This is a genomic window from Kitasatospora sp. NPDC048540 (genome assembly GCF_040651175.1).
In the GTDB taxonomy this organism is placed as follows: Bacteria; Actinomycetota; Actinomycetes; order Streptomycetales; family Streptomycetaceae; genus Kitasatospora.
This window is the reverse complement of sequence record NZ_JBEZIR010000117.1, coordinates 1-20,889: the sequence shown is the minus strand read 5'-3', so window position 1 is coordinate 20,889 and position 20,889 is coordinate 1. Positions and strand designations below refer to the sequence as shown.

The window sequence follows — 20,889 nt, the reverse complement described above, 5'->3', positions numbered from 1 at the left end:
GGCGGGGCCGCCCACCCGGGGGCGGCCGCCCGGCCGACTCTCAACATCTGCGAATATTAGGTTAGGCATGCCTAATGAGGTCAAATCCGTCCGGCCGTCCGACTGAATGTCACCGCCGCCTTCCCCGAGCATTCCTGACGGCCCGTCGCGCGTGTTCGGTTCGACTCCGCACCACCGGTCGGATCCGCAGGCACCCCCGACCGGTTTCTGACGGTTCGTCAAGGAGGGCTACACTCCTCGCGCACGCACGGGAGCGGGAGGAATGTCGGTGACTGAGGTGGCGGTCGAAGCTCGCTGGATCGCGCTCGGCGGAGGGCCCGAGGGGTACCTCGCGCTGCCGCGGAAGGGAGCCGCCCGGGGCGCGGTGGTGGTGGCCGGCGAGTTCTTCGGCGTCAACCGCCATCTGCGGTTGGTGTGCAACCGGCTGGCGGGCGAGGGCTATGCGGTGCTCGCCCCCGACTTCTACTGGCGGGACACCCCGCGCGCCGGGTTCGGGTACGACGAGGAGGGCCGCACCGAGGGCCGTCGGCTGATGACCGGACTGCGCCGGGACGAGGTGCTGGCCGACCTGACGGCCGCCCGGCGGGTGGCCGTGGAGTGCGCGGGCACCGGCGGGGTCGCGGTGCTCGGCTTCAGCCTGGGCGGTCACATCGCGGTGCTCGGCGCCACCGAGCTGCCGTTCGACCTGGTGGTGAGCTACTACGGCGGCTGGCTGCTGGACGGCGGGATCCCGCTCGCCGAGCCGGTGGCCCCGGTCGCCCTGGCGGACCGGATTGCTGGGCGGGCCGGCTTCCTGCTCGGCTTCCTCGGCGCCGACGACTCGGTGATGCCGCCGCGGGAGTGGCACCGGGTCGGTGAGCGTCTGGCCGCGGCGGGCGCGGCGTTCGAGCAGGTCACCTACGAGGGCGTCGGGCACGGCTTCTTCAACGACGAGCGGCCGGACACCCACCACGAGAAGGCGGCGGCGGACTCCTGGCATCGGACCCTGGACGAACTGGCCGCCCGGGTGGCCCGCTAGGGCCTGTCCGGGGCCGTCCTCGGAGCGCGGGCCGGCTGCCGGCCGGGTCAGCTCAGCGCGGCCGGTTCGGCCGCCAGGACCGCGCGGGCCTCGCGGACCAGTCCCAGTGCGGCGTGCAGATGGCGGACGACCAGTGGCAGGAAGCCGCCCAGGAAGCGGTCGGCCAGGGCGAGTTCCTGCGCCGCCCGGCCGAGGGGTGCCGCGCACCGGCCGGTCCGCGGGTGCCCCGGGGCGTCGGCCGTGCACTGCCGGGCGGCGTCGGCCAGCAGGTCGGCCAGTTCGCCGATGCCGGGGTCGTCCAGCTCGTCCTCGCTCCACGGGGCGAGTTCTCGGGCGATCTCGGCCAGCAGTTGATCACGGCGGTGTTGCCACCAGGTACCTGTCACAGCGCCGATCATCCCGTGCCGGACCGCCGTGCACCCGGCAAACGGGATGATCGGCCTCAATCGGCACAGCGTGCCAATTCGAGTCCGCCGTCGCGCGCCGGGCCGGGCGCCGGTCGTGCGCCGGGCGTTGTCCGTCCGGTCGGCGGGAGGTCACCCGGTCACCACCCGGGCGTCACGCGTACCCACCAGGGTGAGGCGGCTTCCGACACCGGCCGATCCGACGGAGAATCATGCGACGCACCGCCACCACCGCCGTAGCCCTGACCGCCTGCGCGGTGCTGTCCGCCGTGGCCGCCGCCCCCGCGCAGGCCGCCGGCGTGGACACCGCGCTCACCACCAAGACGCCCTACCGTCCGCAGCAGTCGCCGCGCGACTATCAGCGGCCGCCGGCCGGCTACTCCCCCGTCTTCACCGAGAACGCCTCCCGGCACGGCTCCCGCGCGCTGTCCGACGGCGAGGACGGGGATCTGCTGCTCGCCCTGTGGCGCCAGGCGCAGGCCGAGGGCGCGCTGACCCCGGCCGGCCGCCGCCTCGGCCCGGACGTCCAGGCCCTGCTGGACGCCAACGCCAGGGTCGGCTACGGGCAGTTGACCGGCCGCGGCAAGCGCGAGATCCGTGACACGGCGGTGCGGATGGAGCGCCGGCTGCCCGGGCTGTTCGACGGGATCGCGGCCTCCGGCGGCGCCGAGCGGATCGACGTGGTGAGCTCCGGGCAGCAGCGGGCGACCGACAGCGGCGCGGCGTTCACCGGCGGGCTGGTCGCCGCCGAACCCGGCCTCGCGCCCGCGGTCGGGGCCACCCGCACCGACACCGGCCTGCTGTACTTCCACAAGGCGCCCGCCAACAAGGACTACCGCGACTACGTCGACCACGACCCGCGGCTCGCCGCCACCCTGACGGCGATCCGGGGCCAGGAGCGCACCCACCGGGTCTCCCGCCGGGTGCTGGAGCGGCTGTTCGGCCGCCCGTTCGTCGACCGCGTCGCCGCCGGCGCGTACCGGGGCCTCGGCGTCACCGACGAGGTGGCGGCGGCCGAGGCGCTGTACAGCCTGTGGAGCATCACCCCGAGCCTGGCCGACGAGGGCGACTGGCACTTCGGCCGCTACCTCGGCGCCGACGACGCCGCCTGGTTCGGCTACCTCGACGACGCCGAGGAGTTCTACAGCAAGGGCCCGGGCTTCGCGGGCGACGACATCACGTACCGGATGGCCGGTGTGCTGCTCGACGACTTCTTCGCCAAGGCCGAGGCGAAGCGCGCCGGTACCAGCGATCTGGGCGCCGAACTGCGGTTCACCCACGCCGAGGAGATCATCCCGCTGGCCGCCCTGATGCAGCTGCCCGACAGCACCCGGCAGGCCGACCCGGCGAAGCCGTACACCTACGCGGACAACCCCTGGCGCGGGGCGACGGTGGCACCGATGGGGGCCAACATCCAGTGGGACCTGTTCCGCAAGGACGACAAGTTCCTGGTCCGCATGGTCTACAACGAGCGGCAGACCGCCTTCAAGCCCGGGTGCCGTCCGGTCTCCGAGGGCAGCTACTTCTACGACCTGAACGAGCTGGAGCGCTGCTTCGGGCGCACCACCGCACAGCCCGCCGGCTGAGGTCGACCCGGCGCACGGGTGCCGTCCGGCCGGGCGGGAAAATCCGCCCGGCCGGGCCCGTGCTGCCGGTACAGTCGGCGACGCGCCCAGGTGCGCAGACCAGGGTTACTTCCACTGTCCATGGGGAGGTCGCGGGTTCGAATCCCGTCACCGGCTTCGGGCCGGTGTAGCTCAGTGGCCGGAGCACCTTGTCACCCCGGTCGATCTCGATCTCTGGGCGCGCCGACTCCTGCCGGGCGGCAACCCTGCCCGCCCTTCAACCCTGCCCGCCCTTCACCCCGCCGCGGGCCGCCGCTCGCAGTGCCGGGCGACGGTGTCAGCGAACGCCCGGGCCGGCGGGGAGAGGCTGTCCCAGCGGCGCACCGCCCAGCCCGCGGTCAGGGCCGGCAGTGCGGGGATCGGGATCAGGCGCAGGTCCGGGTGCCCGGGTCCCTGCCAGCCGGGCAGGGCGGGGACGACGGCCTGGCCGAGTCCCAGTTCGGCCAGCAGGACCACGGTGTCCCAGTCGGCCACGCTGGTGTCGAAGACCGGCCGGATCCCCGATCCCGCCAGCCAGGAGTCGAGCCGGACCCGGGAGGTCGAGTTCTCCGGGAGGCCGATCAGGCGGGTGTCCTGGAGGTCGGCGGGCTCGATCCGGGGCCGGTCGGCCAGCGGGTGCCCGGCCGTGACGGCGAGCACCCAGGGCAGTTCGATGACGGCACGCTGCTCGATGCCGCCGACCGGGGCGCCGAGCGTGATCCAGGCGAGGTCGACGCTGCCGGCGGCGAGCGCGTCGAAGCAGCCGCGGCTGGAGATCTCGGTCTGGAACTCGATGCTGACGCCGGGGAAGCGCCGCCGGTAGTCGACCACCGCGGCGGGCATGAAGTGCCGCACGGTGGTGGCCCCGGTGGTGACCCGGACCGAACCGCCCTCCCCGTGCGCGAGTTCCCCGAGTCTGCGCAGCGCCTGGTCGATGGTGCCGAGGCCGTCGGTGACCGCCGCCTGCAGCAGCCGACCCGCCTGGGTGGGCACGATGCCGCGCGGGTGCCGCTCGACCAGGGTGAGGCCCACCTCCCGTTCGAGCCGCTTCACGTGCTGGCTGACGGCGGACTGGGTGCAGGTCAGGTCGCGGGCGGTGGCGCTCAGGGAGCCCGACCGGCACACGGCGGCGAAGACACGGAGATCGTCGAGGGTCACCCGGCCCACGGTAGTGGCGGTCCTGGCCCAAGGTGGTGCTCGGGTCAGGCCAAGCGAACCCGAGGATTGACTGGGGTCACCGGCCCGGCCGATCATCGGTACAGGGCCCAGGGCGGCAACCCGCCGCCGCCCTCGCAGCGATCCGGACGCGGCGAGGACGGCGGCGGGTGTCGACCCGTCATCTCCCCGGGACGGACCGCGCGCTGTCACTCCCGGCGCCCCGCTGTCCCGCCTACTCGGACACGGCCCAGGCCGCTTCCGCGAAGCCCGCACGAAAGGACCCAGCCTCCCGTGCCCACCACCGCACCGCCGCCCCCGGACTCCGCCGTCGGCGACCGGCGCCGGACCGTGGCCGTCCTCGGCCCCGGCGGCGTCGGCGGCCTGCTGGCCGCCCTGCTCTCCCGGGCCGGACACCGGGTGATCTGCCTGGCCTCCGCCCCGACGGCGCGGTCCCTGCGCCGGGGCGGACTCCACGTCCGCAGCGCCCAGTTCGGGGAGTTCACCGCCCGGGTGGCGGCCGGCACCGAACTGCGGGAACCGGTCGACCTGTGCCTGGTGACGGTCAAACAGACCTCGCTGGCCGCGGCGCTCGACCGGATCCCGCCCGCGGCGGTCCGGCGCGGCCTGGTGGTACCGCTGCTCAACGGCATCGAGCACCCCGCCGCGCTGCGTCGGCGCTTCGGGGCCGAGCGGGTCGCCGCGGGCGTCATCCGGGTCGAGTCGGCCCGGGTCGGCCCGGGCGCGGTCGAGCACGGCAGCCCGTTCACCGAGGTCGACCTCGCCGGGCCGGCGGACCTGCTGGACCCGGCGGCGGCCGTCCTGCGCAGTGCGGGCGTCCGCACCCGGACCACCCGGGACGAGACGGCGATGCTCTGGGCCAAACTGGCCTTCCTCGCCCCCTTCGCCCTGCTCACCACCCGGTACGGGCTGAGCATCGGCCCGGTCCGGTCCGGTCACCGCGCCGAGTTGATGGCGCTCGTCACGGAGGCCGCGGCCGTCAGCACTGCGTGCGGCGCACCGGCGGACCCGGCCGCGACGCTGGCGCGGTACGACGCCTTCCCGGACACCGCCAGGTCGTCGATGCAGCGCGACGTCGAGGCGGGCCTCCCGTCGGAGCTCGACGCGATCGGCGGTGCGCTGCTGCGCGCCGCCGCCCGGCACGGCGTGCCGGTGCCCGTCACGGCCCGGCTGGTCGGTGAGCTGGCGGGCGGCCCGACGGGCCCGGTCAGCGGCGGCGGCCGGCCGGGACCAGCCGCAGCAGGGTGCTGAGGACGCGGTCGGTGGCGTCCCGGGAGGGTTCGTCGGTGAGCTGGGTCAGCAGCCGGGCGAGCGTGTTGACCAGGGCGGGGCTGGCCATCACCCGGGGGTGCAGCAGCGGGCGGTAGCCGACCCGGCTGAAGATCTGGTCGGCGGCGAGGTTTCCGAGCCGGTAGTAGCGACCCCAGCGGCGGCGGATCTCGGCCGGGTACCGGTGCAGGGCCTGCTCCCGCCGCGGGCCTTCGGGCCTGGTCAGGGCGAGGGCGACGGTCTCGGCGGCGATCTCGGCGGCCTCCATGGCCTCGGCGATGCCCTCGCCGCTCCACGGGCTGATCATGCCGCCGCTGTCGCCGACCAGCAGCAGGCCGCGGCCGTACTGCGGGTGGCGGTTGAAGCCCATCGGCAGGGCGGCGCTGCGCAGCGGGGAGTCGGCGTTCTCCTCGCGCAGGCCCCACTCCTCGGGCAGCCGGGCCAGCCACCGGTCGAAGGTGGCGCGCAGGTCGACGGTGCCGTGCCGGCGGTGGGGGAGGGCGCCGAGGCCGACGTTGACGCGTCCGTCGCCGAGCGGGAAGATCCAGCCGTAGCCGGGCAGGTCGCGGCCGGTGCGGGAGCAGCGCAGGTCGGCCCAGAGTTCGAGGTACTCGTCCTTGGTGCGGGTGGGGCTGAGGTAGTAGCGGCGGGCGGCGGTCGCGATGGACCGGCGCCGGTCGCGTTCGAGTCCCATCGCGAGGGCGGTCCTGGCGGAGGCGCCCTCGGCGGCGATCACCAGCGGCGCCCGGTGGACGGCCGGTTCGCGTTCCGCGCCGGTGACGGCCTCGACGCCGACGATCCGCCCGGCCCGGTCCCGGACGGGGCCGGTGACCTTCACGCCGACCCGCAGCCGGGCGCCGGCCGCCCGGGCGTGCCGGACCAGGATGTCGTCGAAGTCGTGCCGGGTGCGGGTGAGTCCGAAGTCGGGGTAGCGGCCGAGGCCGGGCCAGTCGATGTCGGCCTGGTGGCCGCCGCAGATCCAGCGCATCCCGCGGTTGCGCATCCAGCCGGGTTCGTCGAGGTCGATGCCCATCCGGACCAGCTGGTGCACGCCGCGGGGTGTCAGTCCGTCACCGCACACCTTCTCGCGGGGGAAGTCGCCCTTCTCCAGCAGCAGGACGTCCACCCCGGCGCGCGCCAGGTGCAGGGCCGCACTGGACCCCGCGGGCCCGGCGCCCACCACGATGACCTGCGCTTCCTCCCCGGCAGCCATACCACCCTCCCGCGCCGACGGCATCCGCGTCGATTGAACCAAACCCTTCCCGCTTCTGCCCCGCGTGACACTCCCTCATCCCCGGTGCGCGGCCGGGGAGCTCAGGGGGTGAGGGCGACGGGGGCGTCCCAGGCGTTGCGGTCGACGGTGAGGGTGGCGCCGCCGTAGGTCTCGCGCTGGTTGACCTGGTACTGGTGGGCCCGGTGGTGGCCGGTGAACAGGCCGGCGGCGTACGGGAAGCTGCCGGTGGTGTCGGCGGCGCCGTCGTACTTGGCGTACCAGAGCGACTCCGGCAGATCGGGGCCGCCCTGGGCGACGGCGGCGGCGACCCCGGCGGCGCTGGAGCCGGCGAAGCCGTAGAAGCCGGGGCGGTAGGAGCGCGTGGTCAGGGCCCGGTCGAAGGCCCGGGTGTACGTCAGGACGGCGGCGGCGCAGGCGGTGTCGGTCGCGTCGTAGGCCTCGACGTCGAGGTAGAGGGTGCTGCCGGGCCGCATCCCGAGGGCCGACGCCTTGGCCGCGGCGTCCGCGCCGTCGGCCGCGCCGAGCGTCCCGGCGCTCTCCGCGGTGATCTTCTCCGGGCTGCTGCCGGTCTGGCAGGGCGGCTGGGCTCCGACGTACAGCGGGATCAGGCGCCAGCCTGACGTGCTGACGGCGCTCACCCAGGCGGGGGTGAGCTGCGGCTGTGCGCAGCCTCGGTTGCGGCCGCCGATGTAGACGGCGGCGGCGCCGTACGGGGACGTGCCGCGCCAGGCGTTCATGGTGCTGAGCGGGGGTGCGGTGCAGGTGTCGAAGGCGAGGCCGGTGAAGGCCGTTCCGGTGGAGTTCCCGGCCGGCGGCGCGGAGGGGGCGGGGTCGCTCGCGCGGGCCGCCGCGGACCCGGACCCGGACGGGGTCGGCGAGGGCGGGGCGGCGGAGCCGGACGGCGAGGGCGAGGCGGAGGCCGTCGCGGTGGGCGAGGGGCCGGTGCTCCCGGCCGCGGCGGGGGTGGCGGTGGCCGCGTCACCGGCGGGTGCGGCGGTCGGGGCCGCGCGGGGATCGTCCGCGGGCTTCGCGCAGCCGGCCAGCAGCAGGCCGGCGGTCAGCAGGACGGCGGGCAGCGCCGCCCTGGACCGGCCGGCCTTCGACGGGGCGGCCTTGGACGGGGCGTGGTGGGGGCCGTCGGCCACGGGGGTCCTCGCAGGTCGGAGCTGGTGCGACGGGCGGTCGCGGGATCAAGGGGCATGCCTATCACCCGCCCGGCCGCCCGGGCCAATCCGCCCCCGGCCGCCGGGCCCAGGCCCTCGGTCAGCGCGGGCGCAGGTGGAAGTCGAACGCGGCGGTGCCCGGGTCGAGGGCGCTGGTCCCGCCGTCGACGGTCAGCACGGCGCCGTTGACCAGTCCGGCCGCCGGTGACAGCAGCCAGTCGATCGCCTCGGCGACCTCCTCCGGCTCGCCGGGCCGCCGGATCGGGCTGAGCCGGGTCGCCTCCAGGTACGCCTGTTCGGCGCCGCCGGGCAGCTCGGCCTCGTCGGCGAACCGGGCCATCCGCCGGTCGGCCATCTCGGTCCGCACCCAGCTCGGGCAGACGGTGTTGGCGCGCAGCCCCCGGTGGCCGTAGTCGACGGCGAGCGAGCGGCAGAGCTGGAGCAGCGCCGCCTTGGAGGTCGCGTACGCGGCGTTGCCGGGGCCGTTGCGCAGCGCGGACACCGAGGCGACGGCCACCACCGCGCCGCGGGCCGCCAGCAGGTGCGGCAGTGCGGCCCGCAGCAGCAGGAACGGGCCGGTCACATTGGTCCGCATGACGGTCTCCCAGTCCTCCGGGGAGAGGTCGCCGACGGCGCCGCCACGCCCGATGCCCGCGTTGACGACGAGTCCGTCGAGCCGGCCGAAGGCGGCCAGTGTCGCGTCGACCAGTGACCGGATGCCGTCCGGGTCGGTGGTGTCGGACGGGTGGGCGAGGGCGCCGGTCTCCGCGGCGACGCGCCGCAGCGGTTCCGGCCGCCGGCCCGAGACGACCACCTGGTGCCCGCCGGCCCGCAGCAGCCTGGCGGTGGCGGCGCCGATTCCGGTACCGCCGCCGGTGACGATGACAACGCGCTGGTCCGCCATGGGTGTTCGGGTCTCCGTCCGGGTGACTGACAGTCAGATGATCATAGTGCTGCTCCGGCGGCGGCGGTACGGCGGTACGGCGGTGCGGGGCCGCTGCGGCGCCGGTACGCTGCCGGGCGGTGGGCACCGCGCGGGCCGCTCCCGGGGAGGCTGGTGCGGTGGGCGGGCGGCGGTACGTGGCGCGGGGGGTACCGGGCGGGTACCGGATCTGGGACAACAAGGTGCGCCGCTGGTGGGGTGACCACTACGAACTGTGCCCCGACGCGCTGTTGGCGGAGCTGAACGGCGCGGGCGACCCGGCCCGGCTCACGGCGCTGCTCAAGCGGTACCGGGCGCTGAAGCGGTGACCCGGACCCGGCGGTGACCCGCGTCCCGCGGACCGGCCCGGGCGTGTCGCGGCGCCGGACCCACCCGAGGTGGTGCACCGTCAGGTGTCGTGACGACGACTGCGCAGCGACCGCTCCCGGCGCCGGCCCGGGGCATGGTACGGATCCCTGGGGGCTCGTTCCTGATGGGGTCCGACGCGTTCTACCCGGAGGAACGGCCGGTGCACCCGGTGGTGGTGGACGGCTTCTGGATGGACGAACACCCCGTCACCGTGGCCGCCTTCCGCCGTTTCACGCGCGCGACCGGCTACCTGACCGTGGCCGAGCGTCCGGTGGACCCCGCCGACTATCCCGGGGCCGACCCGGCCGGGCTCGTCCCCGGCGCGCTGGTCTTCCGGATGACCCCAGGGCCGGTCGACCTCGACGACTGGCGCCGGTGGTGGAGTTACACCCCGGGCGCGTCCTGGCACCGCCCGTACGGCGCGGGCAGCCCGCGCAACGGGCGCGACCGGCACCCGGTCACCCAGGTCTCCTTCGAGGACGCCCGGGCCTACGCCGCCTGGGCGGGCAAGGAGCTGCCGACCGAGGCGGAGTGGGAGTTCGCCGCCCGGGGCGGTCTCGCCTCGGCGGTCTTCCCGTGGGGCGACGAGTTCACGCCGAGGGGCCGCCGGATGGCCAACACCTGGCACGGCCGGTTCCCGTGGGAGTACCGGCCCGCCGGGAAGGCCGGCCCCGCCCCGGGCACCACCCCGGTGGGCAGCTACCCGCCCAACGGCTACGGCCTGCACGACATGGCGGGCAACGTCTGGGAGTGGACCCGTGACCACTACACCGTCCGGCATCCCGACCCGGCGCCCTCGGCCTGCTGCGTCCCGCGCAACCCCCGGGTCGACACCCCGCCGCCGGACCCCGCCGGGCCGGCGGCGGAGCGCTTCCCCCGGCGGGTGGTCAAGGGCGGCTCGCACCTGTGCGCGCCCGCCTACTGCCTGCGCTACCGGCCGGCGGCCCGGCAGGGGCAGACCGAGGACACCGCCACCTGCCACCTCGGGTTCCGCTGCGTGGTGCGCTGAACCGCCCGCACCGGCGGTCCGCCGCCGGGGTCCGTTCACCCGGTCGGCCACGCGTGCCGCCCCGCACACCGCCGGACGCCGGTACCAGCATGGCGGCCAGGAGCCCGCACCGATCCGTGGTGCGGGCGTACCGGTGGAAGGCGGGACCCGTGCCTCCGACGTTTCGCGGAGTGGTGAACCTCGACGTCCGTGGCTCTGTGCCGGACTGGTCGGCGTACGAGCAACCGAAGGCCCCCGAGGGCGCACCGAACGTCGTGTACATCGTCCTGGACGATGTCGGCTTCGGTGCGCTGAGCAGCTACGGCGGCCCGATCGACACCCCCCACATCGACCGGCTGGCGCAGAGCGGTCTGCGCTACTCCCAGTGGCACACCACCGCACTGTGCTCCCCGACCCGTTCCGCGCTGCTGACCGGACGCAACCACACCACCAACGGCATGGCGTGCATCAGCGAGGCCGCGATCGGCTTCCCGAACGCCAACAGCCACATCCCGCCGCAGTGCGCGACCATCGCCGAGGTGCTGGTCGAGCACGGCTACCGCACGGCGATCACCGGCAAGTGGCACCTGTGTCCCGAGGACGAGATGAATCTCGCCTCCACCCGCCGCAACTGGCCCACCGGGCGCGGCTTCGAACGGTTCTACGGCTTCCTCGGTGCCGAGACCAGCCAGTGGTACCCCGACCTGGTCCACGACAACCACCCGGTCGAACAGCCCGCCACGCCCGAGGAGGGCTACCACTTCGGCGTCGACATCACCGACAAGGCGATCCAGTACATCGACGACGTCAAGGCGCTCGCCCCCGAACGCCCGGTCTTCCTCTACTACGCGCCGGGCTGCGCCCACGCCCCGCACCAGGCACCGCGCGAGTGGATCGACCGCTACCGGGGCCGGTTCGACGCGGGCTACGAGGCCATGCGCGAGCAGATCCTGGCCCGCCAGAAGAAGCTCGGCCTGGTCCCGGCCGACACCGAGCTGCCGCCGCTCAACCCGATCGGCAGCCCCTACAGCCGCAGCGGCCCGAACGGCGAGCCGTTCCCCGCCCTGGACTACACCCGGCCCTGGGCCGAGCTGAACGAGGACGAACGCCGCCTGTTCGCCCGGATGGCCGAGGTGTACGCGGGCTTCGTCTCCCACTGCGACGACCAGATCGGCCGCCTGCTGGCCTACCTCGACGACATCGGCCAGTTCGACAACACCGTCTTCGTCGTGGTCTCCGACAACGGCGCCTCCGGTGAGGGCGGCCCGAACGGCTCGGTCAACGAGAACAAGTTCTTCAACAACGTCGAGGACGACCTCGCCGAGAACCTGGCCATGATCGACAAGCTCGGCGGGGTGGAGGCCTACAACCACTACCCCAACGGCTGGGCGATGGCCTTCAACACGCCGTTCAAGATGTGGAAGCGGTACTCCTTCAACGGCGGCACCTGCGACCCGTGCATCATCGCCTGGCCGGCCGGTATCGCCTCCCGCGGTGAGGTCCGCACCCAGTACCACCACGCCATCGACATCGTCCCCACCGTGCTGGACTGCATCGGCCTGGAGCTGCCGGAGACGGTGAAGGGGTACACCCAGCTCCCGCTCCAGGGCGTCAGCATGCGCTACAGCTTCGACGCCCCGGGCGTTCCCACCACCCGGAACACGCAGTTCTACTCCATGCTCGGCACCCGCGGCATCTGGCACCAGGGCTGGAAGGCCGTCACCACCCACCCGGCGATCAGCGGCTGGAGCCGCTTCGACGAGGACACCTGGGAGCTGTACCACACCGACGTGGACCGCTCGGAGCTGCACGACCTCGCCGAGCAGGAGCCCGCCCGGCTCAGCCGGCTGATCGGCCTGTGGTTCTACGAGGCCGGCGTCAACCAGGCGTTCCCGCTCGACGACCGCTCCGCCCTGGAGATCCTCTCCACCCCGCGGCCGCAGCTGACCCCGCCGCGCGGCCGCTACGTGTACCGGCCCGGCGGCTCCGAGGTCCCCGAGACCCTCGCGGTCAACATCCGCAACCGCTCCTACAGCATCGGCGCGCTGGTCGACCTCCCCGGCCCGGGGGCCTCGGACGTGCTGTTCGCCCACGGCGGCCGGTTCGGCGGCCACGCGCTCTACGTCAAGGACGACCGGCTCCACTACGTCTACAACTTCCTCGGCAGCGAGGAGCAGCACGTCACCGGCTCCGAGGAGCTGCCCACCGGGACCGACGTGATCCTCGCCGCCTCCTTCGAGAAGGACGGCGAGGTGACCCCGGGCGTCGCCACCGGCGTCCTGAGCCTCTACCACGGTGAGCGGAAGGTCGGCGAGGGCCGGATCAGGACCCAGCCGGGCCGGTTCACCCTCGCCGGGGAGGGGCTCACCGTCGGCCGCGACAGCGGCGAGGCCGTCACCTCCGACTACCCCTCGCCCGCCCCCTGCACCTTCACCGGCGGCACCCTGCACCGGGTCGCCGTCGACGTCACCGGTGAGCCCTACATCGACCTGGTGGCCGAGGCCGAGGCCATGCTCGCCCGGGAGTGAGGCCGCCGCCGGGCACGGGGGCGGTCACCCGCCCCCGGCGCCCGTCGCGGCGAAGGTGCGGCGCAGGTGGGCGGTGAGGTGCTCCGGGCGAGCCGGGTGGAAGCGGCCGCCGAGGTACCCGTCGGGGCGGACGACGAAGGCCTCGCCGTCGCGGGGCGCGTAGGCGGCCCGGAAGGTGCCCGCGGTGTCCTCGGCCTGCGGCAGCAGCAGGCCGTCCGGCCGGGCGTCCGCCGTCAGGACGTAGACGTCGAGCAGGCCGTGCGCGGCCGTGGTGGCCGCGGCGGCGCAGGCGTGCAGCGCGTCGGCGGCGGTACCGGGACCGGCGTACAGCAGCAGCGTGTGGTGCGGGCCGCGCAGCAGGTCGAACAGGCGCTGGGGGAAGGCGGCGAGGTCGCGGGTGAGCCCGGTGCAGTCCGGGGCGCGGTCCCCGGGCACCGGGCCGCCGGGGAGGCCGCCGGGCGGGGCCGGGTCCACCAGGGGGCTGTCGGGGTAGCCGACCAGCAGCTGCGCCTCGCGCAGCAGGACGGTGGTGAGGTCCTCGGGGTCGGCGTCCACGCCGTCCCTGGCGTGCCGGACGGTGCGGCCGACGACCTCCTCCCCCACCGGGTGCCGCTCGGCCTGGTAGCTCTCCAGCAGGTCCTCGGCGCCGACGCCGCGGACCACCAGCGCGAGCTTCCAGGCCAGGTTGTAGGCGTCCTGGACGCCGGTGTTCATCCCCTGGGCGCCGGTGGGCGGGTGGATGTGGGCGGCGTCCCCGGCGACGAACAGCCGGCCCGTGCGGTAGCGGTCGACCAGCCGGTGGCTGATCCGGAACGTCGAGGACCAGCGCAGGCGGGAGGCGGTGGTGGGGGAGGGCGAGAGCCGGTCGAGGACGTCCTGGATGTGCCGCAGTTCGGGGACCCGGCCGGCGTCGAGGCCGTGGGTGACGCCGTCCGGCCCGTCGGCGCCGCCGCCGAGCTCGGGCGGGACCGTCATCGACATCCGGTAGCGGCGGTGGCCGGGCAGGGGGATGCACACCAGGATGTCGTCCACCCGGCCGTCGCCGTCGCGGTGGCTCGCCCGGACGCCGTACCCGGCGGGCAGGTCCCAGTCGACCTCCACGTCGCCGAGCATGTACTGCTCCGGGAACGCGTCGCCCTCGAAGCTCAGACCGGCCGCGCGCCGCACCCGGCTGTGCGCGCCGTCGCACCCGATCACGTAGCGGGCACGGAGCTGCTCGGTGCCGTCGGGGGTGCTGAGGGTGGCCCTGACCAGGTCCTCGTCCTGCTCGGCCGAGAGCAGCTCGGTGCCCCGCTCCACGGTGGTGCCGTAGCCCGCGAGGTGCTCGGTGAGCAGCCGCTCGGTGGTGTACTGCGGCAGCGCGGCGAAGCGGTACGGGATCTCCGGCGGCAGCGCCAGCTCGACCCTCGGGCCGGGGCGGCCGTTCTCGAAGAGCAGCTGGCCGAGCATCGGGACGGCCTCGTCCAGTGCCGCCCGCGACATTCCCATGGCCTCCCACAGCTCGAGCGTCCTGGGCTGGACGCCGACGGCCTTGGCGTACAGCTGCGGGGCGGGCAGCCGGTCGATGATCCGGCAGTCGACGCCGCGGCGCCGTAACTCGGCCGCCGCCGTCAGCCCGACCGGGCCCGCTCCGACCACCAGGACGTCGACCTCGGCCATGATCCGCCTCCTGCCGTCCGGGAGCGACCCCCGGGGCCGCCCCACCGTTCCAGGCTGCCCCGACCGGGTACCGGCCCGCCACTCGCGACGCCGGGGGGACCTGGCCCGGGCGGCCGCACGCGCCGCCGAACCGCCCGACGGCCCCGGCGCGTCCTGCCGCCGGCCGGGGCGGGTGCCCTGGTTGACTGCCGGTCAGAGGCGGTACGTGCACCGCCGGTTCGCGAGGAGGGCACCGTGGATCGTCGCCGCTTCCTGTCCGTCGGAATCCTGGGCCCCGCCGCGCTGGTCACCGGCGCGGCCCCGGCCGCGGCACCGGCCCCGGCGGCGGCTCCGGCCGGACGGCGCGGGTTCGGCTTCACCGCCGACGGCAGCGGGTTCCTGCTCGACGGCGCGCCGTTCCAGATCCGCAGCGGGGAGATGCACCCGGCCCGGATCCCGGTCGAGTACTGGCGCCACCGGATCCGGACGGCCCGCGCGATGGGGCTGAACACCATCGCCCTGTACGTCATGTGGAACCAGCTGGAGGAGTCGCCCGGCGTCTTCGACCTGCGCACCGACCGGCGCGACGTCGAAGGCTTCATCGACCTGTGCCGGCAGGAGGAGATGCGGGTGCTGCTGCGCCCGGGCCCGTACGTCTGCGGCGAGTGGGACCTCGGCGGTCTGCCGCCGTACCTGCTGCGGGACCCGGACATCCGGCTGCGGGTCGGCTCCGCGGACGACCCCAGGTACCTGGCGGCCGTCGCCCGGTACGTCGCCGCGCTGGCGCCCCGGATCGGGCCGCTGCTGGCGTCCAACGGCGGTCCGGTCCTGATGGTGCAGCTGGAGAACGAGTACGCGTCCGTCGGCAGCGGCTCCGGCTACCTGGAGGAGCTGCGCAGGCTGTGGCTCGACCACGGCGTCGACGGGCCGTTCTACACCGAGGACGTGCTCGCCCAGGCCGAGAGCGCCCGGACCGTGGTCGACGGCGGCGCGATCGGGCTCAGCGGCGGTGATGCGGCCGCCATCGCCGCCGCCCGCCGGGCGTTCCCGGGTGTGCCCGCGCTGGCCGGCGAGGTCTACCCGGGCTGGCTGACCCACTGGGGCGACGACACCTTCCAGGGGCGCGGCAACGACATCTCGGCCACCCTGCGCGGCTGCATGGAGCAGGGCCTGTCGTTCAACATCTACATGGTGCACGGCGGCACCAACTTCGGTTTCACCGCCGGGGCCAACGCCGACGACCTGGGCGGCGGCTACCGCGCCGACATCACCAGCTACGACTACGGCGCCCCGATCACCGAACAGGGCGTGCCCACCGCCCGCTACGCCGCGTACCGCGCGGTGATCGCCGCGCACCTGGCCGTCCCGCCGCCGCAACCACCGGCGGCCGTGCCCACCCTGACCGGCGATGACGTGCCCGCGCTGCTGCCGGAGCCGTACGCCTCGCTCTGGGACAACCTGCCCGGTCCGCTGCCCGCCGAGCCGGGCGCCGCCCCCCGGCCGATGGAGGCGTACGGCCAGAACACCGGCTTCGTGCTGTACAGCAGGCGGCTGCCCGGCCTGCGCGGCGGGCGGCTCGCCGCGGAGCGGGTGCACGACTACGCGACCGTCTGCCTGGACGGCCGGTACCTGGGGACCTTCGCCCGGCAGTCGCTGCCCGCGGCCGTCACCGACGCGCTGGGCATCGCCACCGACGGCCCGCCGCCCACCCTGGACCTGGGCCCGGCCGGTGGTACGGCCACGGGCGCCCCGGGCCCGCGGCTGGACATGCTGGTCGAGGGCATGGGCCGGACCAACACCGGCCTGGCGCTGGCCGACCGCAAGGGCCTCCTCGGCCCGGTGACGCTGCGGGACGCCGGTCCGCTCACCGGGGAGCTGACGGACTGGCGGACCACGCTGCTGCCGATGGACGAGCCGTTCGTCGCCTCGCTCGTCCCGGGGGTGGGCGATCCGCGGCGGCCCGGCATCTTCTTCCGGACCACCTTCGAGCTGACCCGGCTCGGCGACACCTACCTCGACCTGTCGGGCTGGACCAAGGGCGTGGTCTGGGTCAACGGCCGCAACCTGGGCCGCTACTGGCAGATCGGCCCGCAGCAGCGCCTGTACTGCCCGGCGCCCTGGCTGCGCGCGGGCACCAACGAACTGCTGCTGTTCGACCTGCACCAGCTCCGGCCCCGGCCGGTCACCCTGCACGCGGCGCTCACCGACGCGCCCTGAACGCCGGCACCCGACCCACCCGCCCTCCCGCCCTTCCGCCCGTACGAAGGAGTCCGCCGTGCACCGCCGCCTCCGCGCGCCGAAGCTGTCCGCCGCCGCCCTGGTGCTGGCCGCCGCGGCCGGGCTGCTCGTCCCGGCCCCCGGCGCGGCCGCGCTGGACAACGGCACCGCCCGTACCCCGCCGATGGGGTGGAACTCGTGGAACTCCTACGGCTGCGCCATCGACGAACAGCTGATCCGGGACTCCGCCGACGCCCTGGCCGCCTCCGGTCTGCGCGAGGCCGGGTACCGGTACGTCGTGGTCGACGACTGCTGGATGGCCCCGGAACGCGACCGGGCCGGCCGGCTGGTCGCCGACCCCGTCCGGTTCCCCGCCGGGATCAAGGCGCTGGCGGACCACGTGCACGCGCTGGGCCTGCGGTTCGGCCTGTACCAGGTGCCGACCGAGCGGACCTGCGCGCAGCGCGGCGGCGCGCTGCCCGGCGCGACCGGCAGCCGGGGGCACGAGCGGCAGGACGCCGCCGCCTTCGCCGAGTGGGGCGTGGACTACCTCAAGTACGACTGGTGCTCGCCGGAGGGGACGCTCGCCGACCAGGTCGCCGCGTTCACCCTGATGCGCGACGCGCTGCGGGACACCGGCCGCCCGATCGTCTACAGCATCAACCCGAACAGCTACCACCCCGACAAGAACGGCGCCCGGTACGACTGGTCGCCGGTCGCCAACCTGTGGCGCACCACCGAGGACATCACCGCGGCCTGGGCCACCCGCGCCGATCCGGCCGACGGAAGTGCGCAGGGCGTCCTGGACATCACCGGGGTCAATGCCCGGCTGGCCGGGCAGGCCGGTCCCGGGCACTGGAACGACCCGGACATGCTGGAGGTCGGCGTCGGCGGCCTGAGCGACGACGAGGCCCGCACCCACCTCGCCCTGTGGGCCCAGATGGCGGCGCCGCTGATCGCCGGGAACCGGCTCACCGCGATGCCCGCCAGGATCAGGGACCTGCTCGCCACGCCCGGGGTGATCGCCGTCGACCAGGACCCGCTGGGCGCCCAGGGCACCGTGATCGACGACCGGGAGGGCCGGCTCGTCGTCAGCAGGCCGCTGGCGGACGGCGGCCGCTCGGTCTCCCTCACCAACACCGGCGACGGCCCGGCGGTGCTCGCCACCACCGCCGCCGCGGCGGGTCTGCCGGACGCGGGCTCCTACGCCGTCACCGACCTGTGGACCGGCCGCACCGCGACCGTCGCCGGCCCGTCCGTCCCGTTCGGCGCCGAGGTGCCCGGCCACGGCACGGCGGTCTACCGGCTCGAGCCGCGCGCGGTGGCGGACGGCCCGGGTCAGCGCTGGCGGGCGAGGTCGCCGGTGAAGCCGTCGACCTCCAGGTGCAGGCTGCCGTCGGTGTTGCGGGTGTAGACCTGCGGGGAGGGGTTGGCGACGCAGCCGCTCAGGCCGGTGGTCGGCGAGGTCTTCAGCACCAGGCGGGCGGCGTCGACGGAGACCAGCAGGGCGCTGCTGTCGCAGTACCCGGTGCCGGGGCCGGTGTTGTTGTGGATGCTGCCGACCAGGTCGCCCTTGCCGCCCTGGCCGATGGTGATCTTGAACTCGGCCCGGCCGGGGTGCGCCGGGGTGCCGAGGTTGCCCGACCAGGTGCCCAGGTAGCCGTCCGGCACCTGGCTCGCGGCGGCCTGGCCCGCCGGGGTGGAGTTCTGCGCGGCGGCCGGGGTCTGGGCGCCGTGGCCGGTGGCGCTGCCGCCGCCGGTCGTGGCCACCTGGTTGCGGTGCTTGCCGCCGCCGGCCAGTCCCGTCCCCCGGGTGAACCAGAACGCCAGCCCCGCCACCAGCACCACCGCGACGGCGGCGGCGACCAGCACCGGGCCGCGCGACCCCGGGGCCGCTCCCGTCGGGCCGGTGGGAGCGGCCGTCGGCAGCTGGGTCGGTGTCGGTGTGTGCGGCGGCGCGGGTACGTGCGTCGGCATCGGCATCGGGGGGCCGAACTGGCCGGTGGGTGTGCCGGGGCCGGCCGCCGGGCCGTCGTCGGCGGCCTCGGTGTCCAGGTCCAGCAGTTCGACCGCCAGCCGCGCCACCGAACCGGCCACCGCGGGCGGCAGCCAGTCCCCGCCCGGCCCGGCCGGGGTGCCGGCGGCGAGCTGTTCGCGCAGCTGCTCCGGCGTCGGCCGGTCGGCCGGGTCCTTGGCCAGACAGGCGGCGATCAGATCGCGCAGGCCGTGGTCGGCCTCGCCGAGCCGCCGCAGGTCGGGGTCCTCGTGCACGACCCGGTAGAGCAGGACGGGGGCGCTGGCGCCCTCGCCGAACGGCGCGCTCGCGCTGGCGGCGAAGGCGAGCACCGCGCCGAGCGAGAAGACGTCGCTGGCCGGTCCGACCTCCTGGCCCTGGGCCTGCTCGGGCGAGAGGTAGCCGGGCGAGCCGATCACGAAGCCGGACCGGGTCAGCGAGGTAGCCGCGTCCAGTGAACGGGCGATGCCGAAGTCGATCAGGCGCGGTCCGTCCAGCGCCAGCAGGACGTTGGAGGGCTTGACGTCCCGGTGCACCAGCCCGACCGCGTGCACGGCGGTCAGCGCCTCGGCCAGCCCCGCCCCGAGCACCCGCACCGCTTCGCCGGGCAGCGGCCCGAACTCCCGTACGGCGGAGGTCAGCGAGGGCCCGGCGACGTAGCCGGTGGCGACCCACGGCTGCGGCCCCTCGGTGTCGGCGTCCAGGACGGGGGCCGTCCACCGGCCGCCCACCTGACGGGCGGCGAGCACCTCCTGACGGAACCTCACCCGGAACTCGTGGTCCGCGGCGAACTCCCCGCGCACGGTCTTCACCGCCACCGTCCGGCCGCCCGCGGTACGGCCGAGGTAGACCTCGCCCATGCCGCCCGCCCCGAGGCGCCGCAGCAGCCGGAAGTCGCCTATTCGCCGGGGATCCGCCCCACCCAGTGCCTCCATGCCCGCACTGTACGGCACTCGATCACCGCCGGGCGGCGTCCGCCTCCCCCGACGGACCGTCAGCCTCGCCGCCCGGACGGGGAGATCCGCCGGGCCGTACGCGCCCCGGCCGTTCGGGGAGGGCGGTCCTTCGACCACGACCCGGCGGCCGGCCCGCTCAGTCCCGCTGGGTGGCGGTCAGGCCCCAGCGGATCCCGGGCGCCGAGGTGTGCACCTGCACCCCGAACGAGCGGCCCTGCTCCCCCGCGAGCTCCACCGAGCCGAGGCCCGTCCCGTCCTCCGGGCACCCGACCCGGAACGTGACCGGTGTGGGGTCGCCGCCGCCCGGGACCACCGTGACCTGCACGTCCCCGCCGCCCTGGCAGCCGACCGTCACGGTGAACGGCCGGTCCGCGCTCGCCCCGCCGGTGACCGCGCCCCCGTCGCCGGTCCACTCCGGGATCCAGATCAGCCCGTCCGGCCCCGGGTGCGGCAGCACCTCACCCGCGGTGGCCGCCTGAGCTCCCACGGCCGGTCCGGCGAACGCGACCAGCACGCCCACCGCCACCGCCGCCATCGGCCAGAGACCCGTACGCCTGTCCATGTAGTCCCCCTGTGTTCCGTGACGCGTTGTCGTCAGCCGCCTCCGGGCCCTGCCGCCCGGACGCACACGGACAACTCTCGCGGACCGCCCGTCCTCCCCGCCTGAGTACGGCTACTCAATCCGCCCCGGTGGGCGTTCCCTGTCACATAGGGTGGTTCGACGTACAGGCAGAGCATCGGCTCCGGCACACCGACCGACCCCACCGAAGGAGAAGGCCCCATGCGCTACCTGATGACCACCCGGCCGACCGACACCACCCCCGCCCCCGACGAGAAGCTGTTCGCCGAGATGGGCAGGTTCATCGAGGAACTGACCGCCGCCGGCGTACTGCTGGCCACCGGCGGTCTGGAGCCGGGCGGGGTGCGGATCACCTCCGCGGGTGAGGAGATCACCGTCACCGACGGGCCGTTCGCCGAGGCCCGGGAGGCCGTGGCCGGCTTCGCCCTGGTCGAGGTCGGCTCCAGGGAGGAGGCGATCGAGATGGGCCGCCGCTTCCGCCGGATCGTCGGCGACGGCGAGAGCGTGATCCAGCAGGTCTTCGGCCCCTGACGGGCCACCGGACCACCCCGGGTACCGCGCCGTGACCTCCACCGGCCTGCACCGCACCGTCGACGCGCTCTGGCGGCTCGAGTCCGCGAGGATCATCGCGGCACTCACCCGCCTGGTGCGCGACGTCGGCCTGGCCGAGGAGCTGGCCCAGGACGCGCTGGTGGCCGCGCTGGAGCAGTGGCCGGCCACCGGCGTCCCGGACAACCCCGGCGCCTGGCTGACCACGGTCGACCAAGAGGGGGGTCCTGACGGTTGGCCCGCCGTCACACCCCGACCGG

Annotated in this window: 18 protein-coding genes; 10 read left to right on the top strand and 8 right to left on the bottom strand. The window is 75.1% G+C overall.

Annotated features, from left to right (window positions below):
• The first annotated feature begins 268 nt into the window (after positions 1 to 268).
• Entirely contained in the window at positions 269 to 1,018 is a 750-nt protein-coding gene (locus AB0D08_RS32095) for a dienelactone hydrolase family protein (RefSeq protein ID WP_359893772.1), read from the top strand.
• A gap of 47 nt (positions 1,019 to 1,065) precedes the next feature.
• Here the strand turns inward: AB0D08_RS32095 and AB0D08_RS32090 are convergent, their stop codons facing one another.
• Positions 1,066 to 1,404 carry a hypothetical protein gene (locus AB0D08_RS32090; protein WP_033821267.1) on the bottom strand — a complete coding sequence of 113 codons (339 nt, stop codon included), beginning with the start codon at positions 1,402 to 1,404 and terminating at the stop codon, positions 1,066 to 1,068.
• Positions 1,405 to 1,634: 230 nt separating this feature from the next.
• Here AB0D08_RS32090 and AB0D08_RS32085 point away from each other — a divergent pair, with 230 nt between their 5' ends.
• Entirely contained in the window at positions 1,635 to 3,008 is a 1,374-nt protein-coding gene (locus tag AB0D08_RS32085) for a histidine-type phosphatase (protein ID WP_033821268.1), read from the top strand.
• 273 nt (positions 3,009 to 3,281) lie between these two features.
• Here AB0D08_RS32085 and AB0D08_RS32080 read toward each other — a convergent pair whose 3' ends face one another.
• Entirely contained in the window at positions 3,282 to 4,184 is a 903-nt protein-coding gene (locus AB0D08_RS32080; protein WP_359893769.1) for a LysR family transcriptional regulator, read from the bottom strand.
• Positions 4,185 to 4,475: 291 nt separating this feature from the next.
• On the opposite strand from AB0D08_RS32080, the gene AB0D08_RS32075 reads away from it, so the two are divergent.
• Positions 4,476 to 5,453 (top strand): 2-dehydropantoate 2-reductase, encoded by a 978-nt coding sequence (locus AB0D08_RS32075; protein WP_359893767.1) that lies wholly within the window; start codon positions 4,476 to 4,478, stop codon positions 5,451 to 5,453.
• On the opposite strand, the gene AB0D08_RS32070 is transcribed toward AB0D08_RS32075, so the two are convergent.
• The 3 genes from AB0D08_RS32070 to AB0D08_RS32060 form a co-directional block, all read right to left on the bottom strand.
• The gene (locus tag AB0D08_RS32070) at positions 5,410 to 6,684 is read right to left on the bottom strand and encodes a geranylgeranyl reductase family protein (RefSeq protein ID WP_033821269.1); all 1,275 of its coding nucleotides are present in this window, start codon (positions 6,682 to 6,684) and stop codon (positions 5,410 to 5,412) included. The genes AB0D08_RS32075 and AB0D08_RS32070 overlap by 44 nt on opposite strands.
• Positions 6,685 to 6,785: 101 nt before the next feature.
• Entirely contained in the window at positions 6,786 to 7,850 is a 1,065-nt protein-coding gene (locus tag AB0D08_RS32065) for a glycoside hydrolase domain-containing protein (RefSeq protein ID WP_359893766.1), read from the bottom strand.
• Positions 7,851 to 7,968: 118 nt separating this feature from the next.
• Complete coding sequence (locus AB0D08_RS32060; protein ID WP_033823160.1) at positions 7,969 to 8,772, bottom strand: SDR family oxidoreductase; 804 nt, start codon at positions 8,770 to 8,772, stop codon at positions 7,969 to 7,971.
• Between the two features lie 158 nt (positions 8,773 to 8,930).
• Here AB0D08_RS32060 and AB0D08_RS32055 point away from each other — a divergent pair, with 158 nt between their 5' ends.
• The 3 genes from AB0D08_RS32055 (at position 8,931) to AB0D08_RS32045 (ending at position 12,675) form a co-directional block, all read left to right on the top strand.
• Positions 8,931 to 9,119, top strand: a complete 189-nt coding sequence (locus tag AB0D08_RS32055; protein WP_359893780.1) for a hypothetical protein — start codon at positions 8,931 to 8,933, stop codon at positions 9,117 to 9,119.
• Positions 9,120 to 9,253: 134 nt separating this feature from the next.
• Positions 9,254 to 10,168 carry a formylglycine-generating enzyme family protein gene (locus tag AB0D08_RS32050; RefSeq protein ID WP_033823158.1) on the top strand — a complete coding sequence of 305 codons (915 nt, stop codon included), beginning with the start codon at positions 9,254 to 9,256 and terminating at the stop codon, positions 10,166 to 10,168.
• 170 nt (positions 10,169 to 10,338) lie between these two features.
• Positions 10,339 to 12,675, top strand: a complete 2,337-nt coding sequence (locus AB0D08_RS32045) for an arylsulfatase (RefSeq protein WP_359893764.1) — start codon at positions 10,339 to 10,341, stop codon at positions 12,673 to 12,675.
• Between the two features lie 24 nt (positions 12,676 to 12,699).
• Here AB0D08_RS32045 and AB0D08_RS32040 read toward each other — a convergent pair whose 3' ends face one another.
• Complete coding sequence (locus AB0D08_RS32040) at positions 12,700 to 14,334, bottom strand: FAD-dependent monooxygenase (protein WP_359893762.1); 1,635 nt, start codon at positions 14,332 to 14,334, stop codon at positions 12,700 to 12,702.
• Between the two features lie 234 nt (positions 14,335 to 14,568).
• Between AB0D08_RS32040 and AB0D08_RS32035 the strand changes: the two genes are divergently transcribed.
• Positions 14,569 to 16,530, top strand: coding sequence for a beta-galactosidase (locus AB0D08_RS32035; RefSeq protein ID WP_359893761.1), 1,962 nt, complete (start codon positions 14,569 to 14,571; stop codon positions 16,528 to 16,530).
• A 58-nt stretch (positions 16,531 to 16,588) separates the two neighbouring features.
• A complete protein-coding gene (locus AB0D08_RS32030) occupies positions 16,589 to 17,944 on the top strand; it encodes a glycoside hydrolase family 27 protein (protein WP_359893759.1) in 1,356 nt (451 codons plus the stop codon).
• Here the strand turns inward: AB0D08_RS32030 and AB0D08_RS32025 are convergent.
• Entirely contained in the window at positions 17,869 to 19,479 is a 1,611-nt protein-coding gene (locus AB0D08_RS32025; protein WP_359893757.1) for a serine/threonine-protein kinase, read from the bottom strand. The genes AB0D08_RS32030 and AB0D08_RS32025 overlap by 76 nt on opposite strands.
• A gap of 157 nt (positions 19,480 to 19,636) precedes the next feature.
• Positions 19,637 to 20,062: a hypothetical protein gene (locus AB0D08_RS32020; protein WP_149038342.1), complete on the bottom strand. Its 426-nt coding sequence runs from the start codon at positions 20,060 to 20,062 to the stop codon at positions 19,637 to 19,639.
• Positions 20,063 to 20,281: 219 nt separating this feature from the next.
• Between AB0D08_RS32020 and AB0D08_RS32015 the strand changes: the two genes are divergently transcribed.
• Together AB0D08_RS32015 and AB0D08_RS32010 are read left to right on the top strand one after the other, a co-directional pair.
• Positions 20,282 to 20,611, top strand: a complete 330-nt coding sequence (locus AB0D08_RS32015) for a YciI family protein (RefSeq protein ID WP_033822324.1) — start codon at positions 20,282 to 20,284, stop codon at positions 20,609 to 20,611.
• Between the two features lie 31 nt (positions 20,612 to 20,642).
• A partial coding sequence (locus AB0D08_RS32010; protein ID WP_359893755.1) for a sigma factor occupies positions 20,643 to 20,889 on the top strand: 247 nt, incomplete at its 3' end.

Excerpts from the sequence above, each read along its gene's own strand:
- AB0D08_RS32085 (WP_033821268.1), top strand. The coding sequence starts at position 1,635 with ATGCGACGCACCGCCACCACCGCCGTAGCCCTGACCGCCTGCGCGGTG.
- AB0D08_RS32070 (WP_033821269.1), bottom strand. The coding sequence starts at position 6,684 with ATGGCTGCCGGGGAGGAAGCGCAGGTCATCGTGGTGGGCGCCGGGCCC.
- AB0D08_RS32060 (WP_033823160.1), bottom strand. The coding sequence starts at position 8,772 with ATGGCGGACCAGCGCGTTGTCATCGTCACCGGCGGCGGTACCGGAATC.
- AB0D08_RS32050 (WP_033823158.1), top strand. The coding sequence starts at position 9,254 with ATGGTACGGATCCCTGGGGGCTCGTTCCTGATGGGGTCCGACGCGTTC.
- AB0D08_RS32040 (WP_359893762.1), bottom strand. The coding sequence starts at position 14,334 with ATGGCCGAGGTCGACGTCCTGGTGGTCGGAGCGGGCCCGGTCGGGCTG.
- AB0D08_RS32025 (WP_359893757.1), bottom strand. The coding sequence starts at position 19,479 with ATGGAGGCACTGGGTGGGGCGGATCCCCGGCGAATAGGCGACTTCCGG.
- AB0D08_RS32020 (WP_149038342.1), bottom strand. The coding sequence starts at position 20,062 with ATGGACAGGCGTACGGGTCTCTGGCCGATGGCGGCGGTGGCGGTGGGC.
- AB0D08_RS32015 (WP_033822324.1), top strand. The coding sequence starts at position 20,282 with ATGCGCTACCTGATGACCACCCGGCCGACCGACACCACCCCCGCCCCC.